The organism is Streptomyces sp. NBC_00663 (assembly GCF_036226885.1).
Lineage (GTDB): Bacteria > Actinomycetota > Actinomycetes > Streptomycetales > Streptomycetaceae > Streptomyces.
On the sequence record NZ_CP109027.1, the window covers coordinates 9578130 to 9595334 of the forward strand.

Here is a 17205-nt window from a genome sequence, read left to right on the forward strand (position 1 = left end):
TTCCATCCGCGGTCGTGCGGCCTCGAAGGGGCCGGTTACCCGAAGAGCAGCATGCCGAGGAACAGCACGCCGACGATGCCGCCCGCGACGGCTGCCGCCTGCGTCCCCGACGTCATGAAGACCGCCAGGAGGAGCCAGAGGACAAGGAACATCACCGAAGCGATCATCAGAGGGAAACCGAGATCTTTGGGTTTGGCCCTGGCGAGGGCCGACAGATTCTCGGCGGCCTTCGCGACGATCGCGAAGAGGATAATGCCGCCCGGAATCACGCTGACGACGGCCGTGGCCACCGTCTGACTGCCGTCCGCGAGCCGCACGTACTCCACCGATAAGTCCCCCTTACCCGCTCCCAGTTAGCTTCTCGATGCCGGCCAGTATGGAGAGATCGATCGCCAACTGTCCCGACATCAGAGGCTTGTTACCCGTTTCGTGACCGAAGGAACTCGAAGCGTTGCCGCAGGAGCTGGTACGGGGCATCAAGGTAGACGATCGAGCGTGAGGAAGGCGTGTCGAGAGCGCGCTTTCTCCTCGTTGGCTTGCCGTTACTCAGGCCGAACTCGTAGAGCTGTGGGGTCGTGATGGTTCAGGGTGGTGCGCGCCCGGTGGTCTGGGTACGCGGCCAGGGGAACGGCCGGCTCTCCGGGACAGCTGAACAGCGAACTCGCCCCCTTTTTCCGGACTGGCCCCCATCAAGACGACCTATCAGATCCCATGAGTCGCGGTACTGCCCCATCTAGCCCGGCGCGGCCTCAGCCACGGGGAAGTTGTAAGCAGGGAGCAGACGTCTCATCCTGCTGTCCTTGTGTGCCGCTCGTTCCCACAGGTCGTCCGGGACAAGATCAGCAGACACCCGACAGATCCTGCCGACACGACACCCGACTACCAAGCCCCACAACGACCTTCATGCTGAACGATCAGTTAGGGCTTCCTATCGGTAATGCGGCGCTGTTAGCCGATCATGTGGTCGTTGTCGAAGTACTCGTCGCCGCGGCAAGCCGAGCAGGTGTCCATCCATTTGCTGGTCCGGGTATTCCACGAGCATGGCCTCACCTTGCACCCCTCGCAGGTCGGAGAGAGTGGCCGGGCGAAAGCCTCCCGGAGCCGTTCATGGTAGCGGCGGACTGCGAAGACCTGTTGGACGAGCGACAGGCCGTAGACCGTGGGTATGGCGATCAGCACGGCCGCAGAACCCAGGGCCTAGTTGGTTTCGACGTTCCACGGGGCCTCGATATGTCCCAGTAGGCATAGATCCCGAACGGCGTGAACCACACCTGAAGCGCAGCCCAGGCCAGCCACTGGGCAGGTCGCACCGGCTTGGGTGCATTCTCATGCATGACCGCCTTACCCCCTAGGCGTGCGTGATCTGGTGCAGCTTCACCGAAGGAACCTCAGCGCCGTTGGAGAAGCGGACAGTAACGAGCCCGTGGAAAAGCGACACCGAAGAGACCGTTCCGCGCATGCCTTTCGTGACCCCTCGGCCCAGGTCGACCAGGGCAGTGACCTGGTCCCCGACAACAAAGTTCCTACCCATGCATGCCTGCCTCATCAGCAAGGAGCGAGGGGGGATGGGCTGCGGGAAGCCCTGGTGATCCCCCAATGGCCCCGAAGGCCCACGCGCGCCCACCGCGTCGCCGGACGAAGAGCTGTCTAAAGAGTCTGACATGAGGGGATCGGGTCGGGTCTGTGTGTGGATCGGGGCAGGCGCGTTGGAGATGTTCTGTCGGCGGCGCCTGCGAAGCTCATCCCGAACGATCAATTAGAGCCAGAGTGCCCACTTTCGTCACACAGCGTAGCCGGCACGCCAGTGGAGACCGCGAACTGGCGACAGTTGAATACGCGAGCCCACCAGTGCCCTCAGTTCGGATATGTGGAGTAAAAATGACAAAAGCGGATGAACTGATCGAGGTTGGAGAAGGTGCGGCGGTCGTAGCCGGTGGTCCGCCGCGCCGCGGCCGACTTCCGTGGCCGGTGGTGGCCGGGAGCCTGGCGACCGTGGCCGTCGCGGTCTGGGTGTCCGGTGCCATGGGCAGTGCGTGGCTTGACGCCCCGGCTGTCCAGACCTGGCGCACCGTGTGCCTGGCCATCACGGTCCAGGCGCTTCCCTTTCTCCTCCTGGGTACGGCTCTGTCCGGAGCGATCAATGCCTTCGTGCCGGCCGACCTGTTCACGAGGGTGCTGCCGAAGCGCCCCGCTCTCGCGGTTCCGGTGGCGGGTGCGGCGGGGGCGGTGCTGCCCGGGTGCGAGTGTGCCTCCGTACCGGTCGCCAACAGCCTGATCCGCCGGGGCGTCACCCCGGCCGCGGCCTTCGCCTTCCTGCTCTCCGCTCCCGCGATCAACCCGATCGTGCTGACCGCCACCGCCGTCGCCTTCCCGAACAACCCTGCGATGGTCGCCGCCCGGCTGCTCGCCTCGCTCGTCACCGCGGCCGTGATGGGCTGGCTGTGGCTCTGGCTGGGCAAGGAGAAGTGGCTGCGCCCCGCCGCAGCGCACACCGGCCACCAGCACGGTCACAGCCGCTGGAACGAATTCCGGCAGGGCTTCCAGCACGACTTCCTCAACGCCGGAGGCTTCCTCGTCCTCGGCGCCATGGCGGCGGCCACCTTCAATGTGGCCGTGCCGCGCTCCGTTCTCGACACCTTCTCCGGCTCGCCCTGGCTGTCAGTGCTCTTCCTCGCCGGGCTGGCCGTCGTCCTGGCGGTGTGCTCGGAGGCGGACGCTTTCGTCGCGGCCTCCCTCACCGGCTTCTCACCGACCGCCCGACTCGCGTTCATGGTGGTCGGCCCGATGGTCGACCTGAAACTGATCGCTCTTCAGGCGGGCACGTTCGGACGGGGGTTCGCCTGGCGCTTCTCCACCGCGACCACCGTTGTGGCGGTCGCCGTGAGCGTCCTGATCGGAGGCGCACTGCTGTGAGACGCCCTGTACAGGCAGTGCTGCTGTCCCTGACCGGGATCGGACTGCTGCACGCCGCCCTCTTCACGGACCTCTACCTGCGTTACGTCAAGGAGGGACTGCGCCCGCTGCTGATCGTCTCCGGGGTCACGCTGCTGCTTCTCGGCCTGGCGGGGGCGGTTCTGGGCCGGGGACATGCCTCCCTCACCGGTCATGCGCACGGACACGACCACGCAGGGGCGCCACGCATCGCCTGGCTGCTCTTCCTCCCCGCCCTGAGCCTGCTCCTCTACGCCCCGCCCGCCCTCGGCGCGTATACGGCAGCCCGCTCCAACAACAAGGCCGTCAAGGAACAGAAGGGATTCGACCCCCTGCCCGCGACTTCACCCCTGCCCATGACGCTCACGGACTTCACCACCCGCGTCCAGCAGGACCACGAGCTGGCCGTCAAAGGCCGCACCGTCCAGATGACCGGCTTCGTCACCCCGGCCGGTCAGGGCGGCGGTTGGTATCTGACCCGGATCATCTTCACGTGCTGCGCGGCCGACTCACAGTCCGTCAAGGTGCGCATGTACGGCACGGAAGTCCCGCCCGCCAACGCCTGGCTCGCGGTGACCGGTACGTGGCACCCCAAGGGCACGCTCGGCACGAAGACGGCCGAGGCCGCCCTCGACGTCCGCAGCAGCAAGCCCGTCGCCCCGCCGGTCAACGCCTATACGGACGACCTGCCCCTCACGCCTTCCTAGCCGGCATCGTCACCAGATGGCGTGCCCCCGGCGACGGCCAATCCAGGCGTGGCGCAGAGGCCGAGGACGCGCAGGACGCTCCCTCGCAGCTTGATCACGCTCAAAGGGTGGTGGTCGTCTGCTCGCCGGTTGCGCTGCCGGCGAGCCACTGGTCCCATCCCAGGTTGAAATCGGCGTAGCCGTTGTCGGCCGGGGCTTTGCCGCGGGGTGAGCCGGTGATGGTGATGGGGTCGCCCTGTTTGACCTGATCGTAGAACCACTTGGCGTCCGACAGGGACAGGTGCACGCAGCCGTGCGAGCCGCGGGCGCTGCCGCTGCCCGGGTTGGGGTCGCCGGTCGAGTAGTGGACGTAGGTGCCGGACTGGGTGAGGTGGATGTCCCAGGGCAGTGTCAGGTCGTAGTAGTTCGGGCTGCCCTTGTCACAGCTGATTCCGACGCTGCACGAGGTCATGTGGACCTTTTCCTGCTTGTCGATGACGGCCATCGTGCCGTCCCACGTCGGGTACTCGGCGCTGCCCGCGTTGATGGACAGGGTACGCACCGGGGCGCCGTTGCGGCTGACCTTCATGGTGTGGCCGGTCACCGAGACGTCCGCGCGCACGTCGTCACCCACCTTGAACGTGTGCGTGTAACTGTGTACGCCGTAGCGTCCGTTGCCGTTGCTGACGCCTGTCATGTCGGCGTCGATCTTCACCGTCGTGCCGGAGGGCCAGTACGTCTTCGGGCGCCAGTCGGCGCGTTTGTCGCCCATCCAGTGCCAGGCGCCGGCCACCGTCTGTGAGGCGCTCACCTTCATGTGCTTCTCCACGGCGGCTCGCGCCTTGGCCGCCACAGGGTTCGTGAAGATCACCGAGATGGGCATGGCCACGCCGACCGTCGTTCCCGTCTGGGGGGTGATGGTCTCCAGCAGCATCGGCGGGCCCGCAGGCTTCGTGGGCGACGGGGAGGTGCTCGCACTCGGCTTTCTCGACGCCTTTGCGTCGTCGCCGCTCGCCTTGTCACTGCCGCCCCCACCGCAGGCGCTCGCGCCCACCAGCATCACACCCGTGACGAATGCGACCCATATGCTGCCCTTGCGCCGTCCCACGAACCGCCCCGTCTTCTCGCTCTTCGGCCCTGACGGGCCCGTCTTCCTGTCAGACAGAGAGGGCGCGGGTTGCAGTTGCATGTGTCGCGTAAAACATGTCCCAAGACTCACCGGCCCCGTGGGGTGGGGGCGGTGGCGTGGCCTTCCACGCCGGGCTCGGTGACTTCGGCGGCTCGACCCACGCCGTCGCGGAGGCCCGGACACCGTCGCCGCCCCGGCTCCGTACCCGTCCGGTCAGCGCCCGGCGCGGACGGCGCCAGGCCGTGTACCGGTGCGCTCGTCGGCTGGGTCACCCGGCACGCGCGGCTGCGACCGTCGTGTCCGGTGGCCCCCGCGCGGCGTTGGCCCGCGGGTCATGGGAAGGCGCCTGGGGGGGGCGGGCGTGGTCGCCGGACCGACGGACCCATGGCCGCGGACGGTCCCGAGCGAACCGGTCGGCTCAGCCTGACGATCGGCCATGTCGGCAGCTACCTGGGTACCGACGGAGGGGGCAAGCGCCGCTTCTCCTCCATCCGCAAGGCGGTCAACGGCCCCACCACGTCCCACCTCGGCGGGGCTTCCGTGCTCGACGGCTTGGGGACGTAGGCCAGGACACCGCGCACCGTGCGACGTATCTGAACCAGGTGAGCAGCAGACGGCCACGGGGAACTGCTGGGCGTGAATCCCGGAGCAGGCGTAGTTGCCCTGGCCCGCACGTCCGAGGCGCGGCGAGGGGCGGATGGCTGAGCACTCCGCGGCGGCGCGGACGACGTCACCGCCAAGTCCTCCGGCCCGGCGGGCCACCGTGCCCAACTCGCCGGGGCCCGGACGGCGCTGGCCCGGACCTGCCCGTCCTGCTCCTGGCGCACCAGCTTGAGTTCACCGACCGGGCGGCGATCGTCCCGGCCCGGCAGCCCGCGTGGAAGAGAGCGTGCCGACCGTGCTGCCCGCGCTGGAGCCGCGGGCATCGACCTCCACCTCTCCGGCCACGCCCACGACGGCCGGATCTGGCCATTGTGCTGTGCCACCGCGTCCGCCTCGATCAGCCCGCCCTTGCCGACCTCAGCACTACGGACCCCGCGCCCTCCTCCGCGCCACGGCCGACGTGTCCGCTGGGAGCGGTCCACAGGTCGAAGGACCGCGCCATGAGACGAAGCCCAGGCTGATCCGTCTCGCACAGGGCGTGGTCCGGACGCCCTGACTCAGGCAGCTGGTACCGGCCGGCAACGAGCAGGCAGGACCGTCCGCTCCGGGTGTGGGCTCAGGGGCAGATGCGTGCTTCCTTGCGTCCCGGCACCGAAGTGCCGTACTGCCGCACTGAAGTGACGCAGAACCAGCACGGCCCGAGCACCAGGAGTACGCGGGAGCGGCGTCGGGCTGCCGGGCCCGTCACGCGTTCCGCGAGTCTCACGTTGCGGGAAGGCGGGAATCGAATCGGTTCCGCGCAAGCGCTTCGACGAGATGGTACGGCCGGCGAGGGGCGGGGGCAATCGCGTGCCGCACGCCGAAGAGGGCGCCCAGGTGCGGGTTGGGGACCGTCTCACCGGCCGGTGCGGTGCGCACCGTCCCCTCGTCAACCGCTGTTCGGCGGCTGCGTCCCAGGTCAGTGGCGTTGCAGGGAGTGTCCGAGCGATTGCTGCCCGGCCGCCGGTCCGACCCGCGCGACTCGCCGAGCAGAGTCGACAAGAGGGCCTGGCGCGCTGCTCGTCCACGGTCACGCCGGACCTGCTCGAGCGGGTCGGTCGGCGGGGATCCGGAGAGATCGGCGGTCGAACCGATTCGCTATTCAGGCCGGACGGGGGAGTCGGGGCCCTTGACAGCACTGCGGAATCGAGAGCACCGTCTCCCCCCGAAACCTCTCTGCAATCCCACTGAAAGATCGGCACCTCCAGGCGCTTTCGCATTCGTCAGCGCCACCAGCACAGAACGCGACTGGGTTCCGCCGGCACGGTAGGGGAGATCGGATGGGAACGACAGGTACGAGGCGCCACGTGCTCTTCTGGCGCGGTGGCGTCCAGGGGCTGCTTGCTGCGGTTCGGCGCCGCGGAAGGCCGGGAAATGAGTTGGGCCAGGCATCTGTGCGAGCGTGGGAGCGCTCCCGCAGCTCCCGGCCGAAAACAATCGCCCGGGCGGGGGCCGCGGCCGTGCTAGCCGTCGGCGCACTGGTCGGCACCACGACCGGGACGGCCCGGGCCGCCACGTCCGGACCATGCGATCTCTACGCGTCAGGAGGGACGCCCTGTGTGGCGGCCCACAGCACGACGCGGGCGTTGTACGCCTCGTACAACGGGCCGCTCTACCAGGTCCGGCGTGCCTCGGACAACGCCACCCGCGACGTCGGCGTCCTGAGTGCGGGCGGCTACGCCGACGCCGCCGCGCAGGACTCGTTCTGCGCGGGGACGACCTGCCTGATCTCGATCATCTACGACCAGTCAGGTCGCGCCAACCACCTCACCCAGGCGCCCGGCGGCGGTGCCGCGGGTGGTCCCGACAACCTCGCGAACGCGACGGCCGCGCCCACCATGGTGGGCGGTCACAAGGCCTACGGCGTCTTCGTGGCACCCGGAACGGGATACCGCAACAACCACACCAACGGCATCGCGACCGGGGACAACCCCGAGGGCATGTACGCGATCTTCGACGGTACGCACTACAACGGCGGCTGCTGCTTCGACTACGGCAATGCCGAGACGGACAGCAACGACGACGGCAACGGCACCATGGAGGCCATCTACTTCGGCAACATCAAGGTCTGGGGCTACGGCTCGGGCAACGGCCCCTGGATCATGGCCGACCTGGAGAACGGCCTGTTCTCCGGGGTGAACCAGCACTACAACGCGAACGACCCGACCATCAACCACCGGTACACGACCGCCATCGTCAAAGGCGGCCCGAACCACTGGGCGATCCGTGGCGCCAACGCGCAGTCGGGCGGCCTGTCCACGTTCTACGACGGCGTGCGCCCCAACGTCGCGGGCTACAACCCGATGCGGAAGCAGGGGGCCATCATCCTGGGCATCGGCGGTGACAACAGCAAGGGCGCCCAAGGCACCTTCTACGAGGGCGTGATGACCTCCGGCTACCCGTCGGACGCCACCGAGAACGCGGTCCAGGCCAACATCACAGCGGCCGGCTACAGCACTGCGACCGGCGGGACGGGCACCGGCGCGCTGCACGCGGTGGGCGCGGGCAAGTGCCTGGACGTGCCGAACTCGTCCACCACGGCCGGCACGCAGTTGCAGATCTGGGACTGTAGCGGCGGCGCCAACCAGAGCTGGACCCGCACCTCCTCCGACCAGTTGACCGTATACAGCGGCAGCAGCCAGCTGTGTCTGGACGCGTACAACAACCAGACGACCGCGGGCACCAAGGTGGTGACCTGGCCGTGCAACGGCGGCGCCAACCAGCGGTGGCGGCTGAACTCCGACGGCACGATCACCGGCATCCAGTCCGGACTCTGCCTCGACGTCACCGGCGCCTCCACGGCCAACGGCGCCCTGGCCGAACTGTGGACCTGCAACGGCGGTTCCAATCAGCGATGGAACCTCGGCTGAGGGAAGTGGCTCCAGCCCGTGGCCGGTCTCACCACGGCCACGGGCCGAGCAGGACCCGGAGCCGGGGCTTCGCCGCTGTGGTGCCCGATGTCCTGCGCACTTCCCGTGACCTTCCTACCGTCCGACCGGAACGCCACTGGGCGTCCTGCCACCGCCCCCACTGGAGGATGACGATGTCCCGAGCCAGAGTGCTCCGTGGCCTCCGGGCCGCCCCCCTGGCTCTGCTCGCCTTACTGGCCGGGAGCCTGCCGACGGCCGGGGCCGCGTTCGCCGTACCGGCCGAGCGCCAGGCGGCGGCCGCCGACCTGTACGTGGCCCCGGATGCGGCTCCCGGCGGGAACGGCACCGCCGAGCAGCCGTTCGCGACGATCGACCAGGCGCGGCAGCCCGCGCACCGGCTCTCGGCCGATACGGACGTCGTGGTCCACCTGGCCGGTGGCACCTACCGGCAGTCCAAGCCGCTGACCTTCGGCTCCGGCGACGGCGGCCAGAACGGCCACACGATCACCTACCAGGCCATGCCCGGGCAGCAGCCGGTCGTGAGTGGCGCCCAGCAGATATCTGGTTGGCAGGTGCATGATCAGAGCAGCAACGTCTGGTCGGTCCACGTCGGCACCGGCGTGAACACGCGTCAGTTGTACGTGAACGGCAGGCAGGCCCCACGCGCGGCGATCCAGGTGCCCCGCTCCGGCCTCACCTTCACCCGGACCGGCCTGACCGTCACCGACTCCTCCCTCGACTACCTGGCCGGTCTCTCGGACCAGAGCCACATGGAGGTCGAGAGCCTCAACTCCTTCACCGACCGCTACGCGCCGGTCCAGTCGATCAGCGGCAGGACCCTCACCATGCAGCAGCCCGCCTGGAACAACAACTCCTGGGGCTACGACACGATCAACGCGCCGTTCGCCGGCGGGACCCTGTACCTGGAGAACAACTACGCGTTCCTCAAGCAGGCCGGGCAGTGGTACCTCGACTCGTCCACCGGCGACCTGTACTACCGCGCCCAGGCGGGCCAGAACCCGAACAGTCTCGACGTCGAACTGCCCCGGTTGCAGAGCCTGTTGGGTATCAGCGGCAGCTACGGCTCACCCGCGACCGGCCTGGAATTTTCCGGCATACGGTTCACCGGGACCTCCTGGCTGGGCCCGAGCGGACCCGACGGCTACGCGGACCAGCAGAGCGGCGCGCACATCACCGGCGCCTACGCGATGCCCGCCAACTGGCCGAGCACCTGCAAGTCGGGGTGCACACAGTTCGAGGCCACCCGGAACCACTGGGTGCAGATGCCCGCGGCGGTCCAGGTCTCCGCCGCCTCCGGCATCACGTTCTCGGGTGACACGTTCTCCGAACTCGGGCAGGCCGCACTGGGCGTGGGCAACGACGGCGTCGCCACGGCCTCCGGCGCCGGACTCGGCGCGAACGGTGTCACCATCACCGGCAACACCTTCACCGACCTCGCCGGCAGCGGCATCCAGGTCGGCGGCATCCAGCCGGACGCGCACCATCCGAGCAACCCGCAGATGACCAACCAGAACATCACCATCAGCAACAACAAGGTCAGCGGGGTTGGCACCGACTACAAGGAGACCGCGGGAATCCTGTCCACCTACGTCACCAACGCGACGATCACCCACAACCAGTGCGACCACCTGCCCTACGACGGGATCGACATCGGCTGGGGCTGGGGGATGAACGACCCGGGCGGCAGCCAGGACTACGTCAACCGGGGCACGTACAACTACCAGCCGGTCTACAGCACTCCCACGACGCTGAAGAACAACACCGTCTCCCACAACCTGGTCTTCGACACCAAGAACGCGATGTTCGACGGCGGCAGCATCTACAGCCTGTCCGCGGCCCCCGGCTCGGTGATCTCCGACAACTACATCTACGACAACAACCGCACCACCGCGCTGTACCTCGACGAGGGCTCCCGGTATCTGAAGGTGTCGGCCAACGTGGTGCAGGACGCGGGCAACTGGGCGCTCACCAACGCCAACGCCAACAACCACACCGACGACAGCACGTTCTCCGGCAACTGGTACAACGGCGGCAACACATACGTGGCCACCGGCCCTCCGCACAACAACGTCCTGGTCAGCGGCACCAACTGGCCTCAGGGCGCCCGAGACGTCATCCAGCAGGCGGGCGTCCAGTCCTCGGGCGGCGGCGACTTCCCCACGGGCCACCACCAGTTGGTGATCGGCAGCAACAGCCTGTGCCTGGACGTGTACGGCAACTCCAGCAGCGCGGGCGCCGCGATCGACCAGTGGACCTGCAACGGGCAGGGCAACCAGCAGTTCGAGTTCGTGCCGGTCTCGGGCGGCTACGGGCAACTGCGCGCGCAGCACTCCGGACAGGTCGTGGCGGTGGCGGGCGGCTCCACGACCGCCGGTACGCCGAACATCGTGCAGCAGACCGCGGGCGGAGAGTCCAGCGCTCTGTGGCTGCCGGTACAGCAGTCCGACGGCTCGTATTCCTTCAAGAACCAGAACAGCGGTCTGTGCCTGGACGTCTACGGCGGCGGCAGCAACCTGGGCCAGCAACTGGACCAGTGGCCGTGCAAGAACGCACCCGGCACCAACCAGGACTTCACCCCCCGCTGACCTGCTCGCGCCTCCAAAGCGCCTGCACGGACCGGCGGTTCGTTCACCCCCACCCACTGTCCCGCACCCAGTGAGGAACATCGATGAAGAAGTACTGGGCACCTTTGGTCGCGGCGCTGGCGGCCACCCTCGGAATGGGCGCCGCATGGCCCGCCGCGGCCGCCGCTGCCGAGGCGCCGCCCTCCGCGACCCGGGCCGCCGCGCCCACGCCCCTGCGGCTGATGCCGTTGGGCGACTCGATCACCTGGGGCGTCGGCAGCCCGTCCGGGAACAGCTACCGGAGCTTTCTGGCGAACAAGCTGACGGCCGAGGGGCACACCCTGGACTTCGTCGGCTCGGGGCGCAACGGCACCATGTCCGACCCGGACAACGAAGGCCACTCCGGCTGGCGGATCGACCAGATCGCCGGCATCGCGGACTCCGTGCTGGCGCGCTACCGGCCGAACGTGGTCACCCTGGAGATCGGCACCAACGACCTGAACGGCAACTACCAGATCCCGACCGCGGCCGACCGGCTCCACGCGCTCATCGACCAGATCACCAGGGCCGCACCCGACGCGACCGTGCTCGTCGGCACCGTGATCATCTCCACCAGCGGTACCGAGGAGGCCAACCGGCCCGCCTTCAACGCCAAGTTGCCCGGGATCGTCCAGGCCGAGCAGGCTGCCGGCAAGCACGTACGCCTGGTGGACATGAGCGCCCTGACCGCCGCGGACCTGTCCGACGCCCTGCACCCCAACGACAGCGGCTTCGGCAAGATGGCGGACGCCTTCAACGCGGGGATCCAGGCCGCGGACGCGGCAGGCTGGATCAAGCCTCCGGATTCCGCGTCCGGGCAGGTGCGCTCCGGGATCGCGGGGAAGTGTCTGGGGGTCAACGGCGGCAACAGCGCCAACGGGACCGCCGCGGAGATCCGAACCTGTGACGGCTCGGCCGCGCAAACATGGTCCGCGCGCTCCGACGGCACCCTGCGGGCGCTCGGGAAGTGCCTTGACGTCACCGGCCGCGGTACTGCCAACGGCACCAAGATCGAGATCTGGGACTGCAACGGCGGCACCAACCAGCAATGGCAGACGTACAACGGCGGCTACCGCAACCCGGTCTCCGGCCGTTGCCTCGACGACCCCAACGCGTCCACCACCGACGGTACGCAACTGGTCCTGTGGGACTGCAACGGCGGAGCCCATCAGCAGTGGACCGCTCTGCCCGTGTCCTGAACTCGTGACCCCACTCCACCGCGGCATCGGCCCCTGGACGGTGTCCGCCCCTCTCACGCACCCGCACAAGGAGGTTGATCCTTCATGTCCTGGCTCAACGACGAGCCTCTGCTCCGCAGGGCCCTGGTCTCGGCCACCGGCCTGTTGGCCGGCACGGCACTGGCCCTGACCGGACCGGCGAGCCTCACCGCGCACGCGGCTTCCGGCACGCTGGGCGCGGCGGCGGCCGACAGCGGCCGCTATTTCGGTACGGCCGTGGCTGCCGGAAAACTCGGCAACTCGACGTACTCCACGATCCTCGACCGGGAATTCAACATGATCACCCCGGAGAACGAGATGAAGTGGGACACCACCGAACCGTCCCGCGGCAACTTCAACTTCGGCCCGGCCGACCAGATCGTCAGCCATGCCACCGCGCACGGGCAGCGGATGCGCGGCCACACCCTGGTGTGGCACTCGCAGTTGCCCGGCTGGGTCAGCTCCATCGGTGACGCCAACACCCTGCGCAGCGTGATGAACAACCACATCACCACCGAGATGAACCACTTCAAGGGCAAGATCTACGCCTGGGACGTGGTCAACGAGGCGTTCGCCGACGGCGGCAGCGGTCAGCACCGCAGCTCGGTCTTCCAGAACGTGCTCGGCAACGGCTTCATCGAGGAGGCCTTCCGCACCGCCCGGGCCGCCGATCCCTCGGCCAAGCTCTGCTACAACGACTACAACATCGAGAACTGGACCGACGCCAAGACGCAGGGCGTCTACAACATGGTCAGGGACTTCAAGGCGCGCGGTGTGCCCATCGACTGCGTCGGCCTCCAGAGCCACTTCGGCGCAGGCGGCCCGCCGTCGAGCTTCCAGACCACCCTGTCCAACTTCGCCGCCCTCGGCGTCGACGTCCAGATCACCGAACTCGACATCGCCCAGGCCTCGGCGACCGCGTACGGCAACACGGTCCAGGCCTGCATGAGCGTCGCGCGCTGCACCGGCATCACGGTGTGGGGGATCAGGGACAGCGACTCGTGGCGGACGGGGGAGAACCCGCTGCTGTTCGACAACAACGGCAACAAGAAGCCTGCCTACGACGCGGCCCTCTCCGCGCTCGGCGGAGGTACGGGGAATCCGGGCGGAGGCATCGTCTCGGGCCAGGTGTACTCGCTGACCGACGTGGCCGCGGGCCGGGTGCTGGACGTGCCGTCCGGACAGACGGCGAACGGCACGCCCGTGCAGGTCTGGGACGCCAACGGCACTGCTGCGAACCAGCAGTGGCGGGCGAGTCAGAACAGCGACGGCTCCTACACGCTGACGAACATCGCCAGCGGACGGGTCCTGGACGAGCCGGGAGGCCAGACGGGCAACGGCACCCGGATGGCGATCTGGGACGCCAACGGCGGTGCGAACCAGCACTGGCGGGCCGGCCGGAACGGAGACGGTTCCTACACCCTGATCAACGTCGCGTCGGGCCGGGCGCTGGAGATCCCCAGCGGCCAGACCGGCAACGGCGCCCCGGTCCAGATCTGGGACTCCAACGGAGGCGCCAACCAGCACTGGAACTTCAGGTGAGGTGACCCGGAACGAACACCCCGCGTCCGGCACGGCGGCCGTCGCCGGACGCGGGTTTCGGCATGCCCTGACAACGGACTGACCAGAGGCGATACATGGGATGGATCAGATTTCGATGGGAAGCTCCGAGCGTATTGACTCGATCGGAGACCTGTGGAATCACTAGAACATGGGATGTCTGAGTGGTTCCTGTGGGTGCTCTTGAGCACCCTCAACGGCCATGAGGCGCCCGGATCCCGCAGCCATGCCGGTGGCGGCGACGGTCCACGAACATCCCGTTCGGCCAGGCACGGCACTCTCTGTCCCCTTCCCCCCACATCCGTGAGGAACAGAATGCGGCCTTCACCCCTTTTCCGTCGGAGCCCCGCGGCTCGCAGACGACGCTCACCGGCGTTCGCCGTCACCGCCGTGATGGCGCTGCTGGCCATGATGTCGGCGACTTCGCAGGCGTGGTCCGCGCCGGCACCCGCCCCGGCATCGACGCCGGCGCCCTTGGTGAGTTCGGCGTCGGGCCGGTGTCTGGATGTCAAGGGCAACGTCGACACGCCGGGAACGGCGCTGGACATCCAGGACTGCGACAACCAGCCGAACCAGGCGTTCGAGTTCACCTCGGCGGGGGAGCTGAGGACGATGAGCGGCACCCGATGCGTGGACGCCTACGACAACCGGACCGCGCCGGGAACCCCGGTGATCATCTGGTCGTGCAACGGGCAGTCGAACCAGGCGTGGCGGCAGAACCCCGACGGGTCCGTCACCGGTGTCCAGTCCGGTCTGTGCCTTGACGTCGACGGGGCGGGCACGGCCAACGGCACCGCGGTCATCCTGTGGACCTGCAACGGTCAGAGCAACCAGAAGTGGACCACGTCGACACCTCCGCCCGCTCCCGGCGGGCCGGGCCCGTGCGACCTCTACTCCACAGGCGGTACGCCGTGCGTGGCCGCGCACAGCACCGTACGGGCGCTCTACGCGTCGTACAGCGGCAGCCTGTACCAGGTCAGGCGCGCCTCGGACAACGCGACCAGGAACATCGGGGTACGGGCGGCCGGAGGCTTCGCCGACGCGGCGGCGCAGGACTCGTTCTGCGGGGGCACCTCCTGTGTGATCACGGTCGTCTACGACCAGTCCGGACGCGGCAACGACCTGTGGTACCAGGGATCGGCCCAGGTTCCGGGATCGAGCCAGAGCAGTCCCGCCAAGGCGACCTCCGAGTCGCTGACCGCCGGGGGCACCAAGGCGTACTCGCTGTACATCAATCCCGGGAACAGCTACTGGCGAGACGGTCATCTCTCGGGAGTGCCGACCGGCAGCGCGCCCGAGGGGGCGTACATGGTGACCAGCGGCACCCACGTCAACAGCGGCTGCTGCTTCGACTACGGCAACAGCGAGACGACGCGGAAGGCCGACGCGGCCGGGGCGATGGACGCCATCAACTTCGGCACCCAGTGCTGGTTCGGCGGCTGCTCGGGAAGCGGTCCCTGGGTCCAGGCCGATCTCGAATGGGGCCTGTACTCCGGGGGCAGCCAGTCCTGGAACCCCGGTCAGCGGGCCTTCCCCGTCAAGTTCGTCACCGCGATGCTGAAGAACAACGGGACGTCGAGGTTCGCCCTCAAGGGCGGCAACGCGCAGTCCGGCAGCCTGACCACTCTGTGGGACGGCGCGCTGCCCGGCGGATACAGCCCGATGAAGAAGCAGGGCGCCATAGTTCTGGGCAGCGGCGGTGACTGCTGCAAGCCCGGTGGGGGTGCCAACCTGAGCGCCGGCACCTTCTACGAGGGGGCCATCGTCGCCGGCTACCCCTCCGACGCGACCGACAACGCGGTGCAGGCCAACATCACCGCGGCCGGATACCGCTGAGTCCTGCTGTCCCACGGCATGTTCTGCCGCAACCCGGCCCAGGAGTGAATGACATGCACATGATTATCAGGAGAGTCGTCCTGCCGCGGTTTCCGCGACCGTCCCTGCGCAGGACGCTGGCGTTCGCCTTCGCCATCGCACTGTTGTGCGTGGGCGTTCCCCTCGTATCCGTCGGTACGGCGCAGCCCGCCGCCGCGCTGGGCAACGGGCTGGCACTGACCCCGCAGATGGGCTTCAACGACTGGAACGCCTACGGCTGCAACGTCTCCGAGTCGCTGATCAAGTCCACCGCGCAGGCGATGCACACCAACGGCATGCAGGCGGCGGGCTACTCCTACGTCAACATCGACGACTGCTGGATGACCCACAACCGCGATTCCGGCGGCCACCTGGTGCCGGACCCGGCCAAGTTCCCGGACGGCATCAAGGGCACCGCCGACTACGTGCACTCGCTGGGACTGAAGCTGGGGATCTACGAGGACGCGGGCACCGCCACCTGCGCCGGGTATCCGGGCAGCCTGGGTCACGAGAGCACGGACGCCCAGTCGTTCGCGTCGTGGGGCGTGGACTACCTGAAGTACGACAACTGCAACAACAACGGGGTGTCTGCGCAGAGCCGGTACACCGCGATGCGAGACGCCCTGGCGGCCACCGGCCGGCCGATCCTGTACAGCCTGTGCAACTGGGGCCAGGACAACGTGTGGACCTGGGGCGCGGGCGTGGGCAACAGCTGGCGCACCACCGGGGACATCAGCGCCAACTTCGCCAGCATGCTGTCGATCTTCCACAGCAACGTGGGACTGGCCTCCTACGCGGGCCCCGGCCACTGGAACGACCCGGACATGCTGGAGGTCGGCAACGGCTCGATGACGGCCACCGAGAGCCGCAGCGAGTTCAGCCTGTGGGCAGAGATGGCCGCGCCGCTGATCGCGGGCACCAACATCCCCTCGGCCAGTGCGGAGACCTTGTCCACACTGACCAACTCCCGGGTGATCGCGGTCGACCAGGACCCCCTCGGCAAGCAGGGCACCATGGTTTCCTCCTCGGGCGGCCGGGACGTGCTGGCCAAGCCCTTGGCCAACGGGGATGTGTCGGTGGCCCTGTTCAACGAGACGGGCTCGACAGCGACCATCTCCACCACCGCGGCGGCGATCGGCAAGACCGGGGCGTCCGCCTACACCCTGACCGACCTGTGGTCGGGTGCGTCCTCCACCACCTCCGGCACGATCAGCGCCTCGGTACCGGCGCACGGCACCGTGATGTACCGGGTCGCGGGCGGCACCAGCGGCGGCGGCACCAGCGTGACCGGCGCGGTGCACGCCGTGGGTGCGGGCAAGTGCCTGGACGTACCGGGCTCGACCACGACCGCAGGCACCCAGGTGGAGATCTGGAGCTGTAACGGCGGCGCCAACCAGACATGGACGCACTCCGCGTCCAACCAGTTCACCGTCTACTCCGGCAGCGCCCAGATGTGCCTGGACGCCTACAACAACCAGACCACTCCGGGGACCAAGGTGGAGATCTGGTCGTGCAACGGCCAGAGCAATCAGCAGTGGACGCTGAACTCCAACGGCACGATCACCGGCGTCCAGTCGGGCCTGTGCCTGGACGTCGCCGGAGGGGCCACCGCCGACGGAACCCTCGCCGAGCTGCGGACCTGCAACGGCGGCAGCAGCCAGCGGTGGACGTTGGGATGACCCCGCATCCGAA

10 protein-coding genes and 1 pseudogene are annotated in these 17205 nt (G+C 68.4%); 9 read left to right on the plus strand and 2 right to left on the minus strand.

Annotated features, from left to right (window positions below):
- Positions 1 to 35 precede the first annotated feature (35 nt).
- Positions 36 to 326 (minus strand): hypothetical protein, encoded by a 291-nt coding sequence (locus OG866_RS43350; protein ID WP_329343467.1) that lies wholly within the window; start codon positions 324 to 326, stop codon positions 36 to 38.
- Between the two features lie 1696 nt (positions 327 to 2022).
- Here OG866_RS43350 and OG866_RS43355 point away from each other — a divergent pair.
- Both OG866_RS43355 and OG866_RS43360 read left to right on the plus strand, forming a co-directional pair.
- Complete coding sequence (locus OG866_RS43355) at positions 2023 to 2913, plus strand: permease (protein WP_329344566.1); 891 nt, start codon at positions 2023 to 2025, stop codon at positions 2911 to 2913.
- On the plus strand, positions 2910 to 3638 hold the full coding sequence (locus tag OG866_RS43360; protein WP_329343469.1) for a TIGR03943 family putative permease subunit: 729 nt from the start codon (positions 2910 to 2912) through the stop codon (positions 3636 to 3638). Before OG866_RS43355 ends, OG866_RS43360 begins: the two co-directional genes overlap by 4 nt.
- Before the next feature lie 100 nt (positions 3639 to 3738).
- On the opposite strand, the gene OG866_RS43365 is transcribed toward OG866_RS43360, so the two are convergent.
- Positions 3739 to 4677 (minus strand): L,D-transpeptidase, encoded by a 939-nt coding sequence (locus tag OG866_RS43365; RefSeq protein WP_329344568.1) that lies wholly within the window; start codon positions 4675 to 4677, stop codon positions 3739 to 3741.
- Positions 4678 to 5130: 453 nt separating this feature from the next.
- On the opposite strand from OG866_RS43365, the gene OG866_RS43370 reads away from it, so the two are divergent.
- The 7 genes and pseudogenes from OG866_RS43370 to OG866_RS43405 all read left to right on the plus strand — a co-directional run bounded on the left by OG866_RS43370 (position 5131) and on the right by OG866_RS43405 (position 17192).
- Positions 5131 to 5310: a hypothetical protein gene (locus OG866_RS43370; RefSeq protein WP_329343471.1), complete on the plus strand. Its 180-nt coding sequence runs from the start codon at positions 5131 to 5133 to the stop codon at positions 5308 to 5310.
- Positions 5311 to 6668: 1358 nt separating this feature from the next.
- The gene (locus OG866_RS43380; RefSeq protein WP_329343473.1) at positions 6669 to 8258 is read left to right on the plus strand and encodes an arabinofuranosidase catalytic domain-containing protein; all 1590 of its coding nucleotides are present in this window, start codon (positions 6669 to 6671) and stop codon (positions 8256 to 8258) included.
- Positions 8259 to 8431: 173 nt separating this feature from the next.
- Positions 8432 to 10864, plus strand: a complete 2433-nt coding sequence (locus OG866_RS43385; protein WP_329343475.1) for an RICIN domain-containing protein — start codon at positions 8432 to 8434, stop codon at positions 10862 to 10864.
- 83 nt (positions 10865 to 10947) lie between these two features.
- Positions 10948 to 12081 (plus strand): ricin-type beta-trefoil lectin domain protein, encoded by a 1134-nt coding sequence (locus OG866_RS43390; protein ID WP_329343477.1) that lies wholly within the window; start codon positions 10948 to 10950, stop codon positions 12079 to 12081.
- An 84-nt stretch (positions 12082 to 12165) separates the two neighbouring features.
- Positions 12166 to 13638, plus strand: a pseudogene (locus OG866_RS43395) (endo-1,4-beta-xylanase); the annotation flags it as partial.
- A gap of 414 nt (positions 13639 to 14052) precedes the next feature.
- On the plus strand, positions 14053 to 15495 hold the full coding sequence (locus tag OG866_RS43400) for an arabinofuranosidase catalytic domain-containing protein (RefSeq protein ID WP_329344569.1): 1443 nt from the start codon (positions 14053 to 14055) through the stop codon (positions 15493 to 15495).
- 59 nt (positions 15496 to 15554) lie between these two features.
- Positions 15555 to 17192 carry a glycoside hydrolase family 27 protein gene (locus tag OG866_RS43405; protein WP_329343479.1) on the plus strand — a complete coding sequence of 546 codons (1638 nt, stop codon included), beginning with the start codon at positions 15555 to 15557 and terminating at the stop codon, positions 17190 to 17192.
- Positions 17193 to 17205: the final 13 nt, after the last annotated feature.

Excerpts from the sequence above, each read along its gene's own strand:
- OG866_RS43370 (WP_329343471.1), top strand. The coding sequence starts at position 5,131 with ATGGCCGCGGACGGTCCCGAGCGAACCGGTCGGCTCAGCCTGACGATC.
- OG866_RS43355 (WP_329344566.1), top strand. The coding sequence starts at position 2,023 with ATGGGCAGTGCGTGGCTTGACGCCCCGGCTGTCCAGACCTGGCGCACC.
- OG866_RS43400 (WP_329344569.1), top strand. The coding sequence starts at position 14,053 with ATGGCGCTGCTGGCCATGATGTCGGCGACTTCGCAGGCGTGGTCCGCG.
- OG866_RS43365 (WP_329344568.1), bottom strand. The coding sequence starts at position 4,677 with ATGCTGGTGGGCGCGAGCGCCTGCGGTGGGGGCGGCAGTGACAAGGCG.
- OG866_RS43380 (WP_329343473.1), top strand. The coding sequence starts at position 6,669 with ATGGGAACGACAGGTACGAGGCGCCACGTGCTCTTCTGGCGCGGTGGC.
- OG866_RS43385 (WP_329343475.1), top strand. The coding sequence starts at position 8,432 with ATGTCCCGAGCCAGAGTGCTCCGTGGCCTCCGGGCCGCCCCCCTGGCT.
- OG866_RS43405 (WP_329343479.1), top strand. The coding sequence starts at position 15,555 with ATGATTATCAGGAGAGTCGTCCTGCCGCGGTTTCCGCGACCGTCCCTG.
- OG866_RS43390 (WP_329343477.1), top strand. The coding sequence starts at position 10,948 with ATGAAGAAGTACTGGGCACCTTTGGTCGCGGCGCTGGCGGCCACCCTC.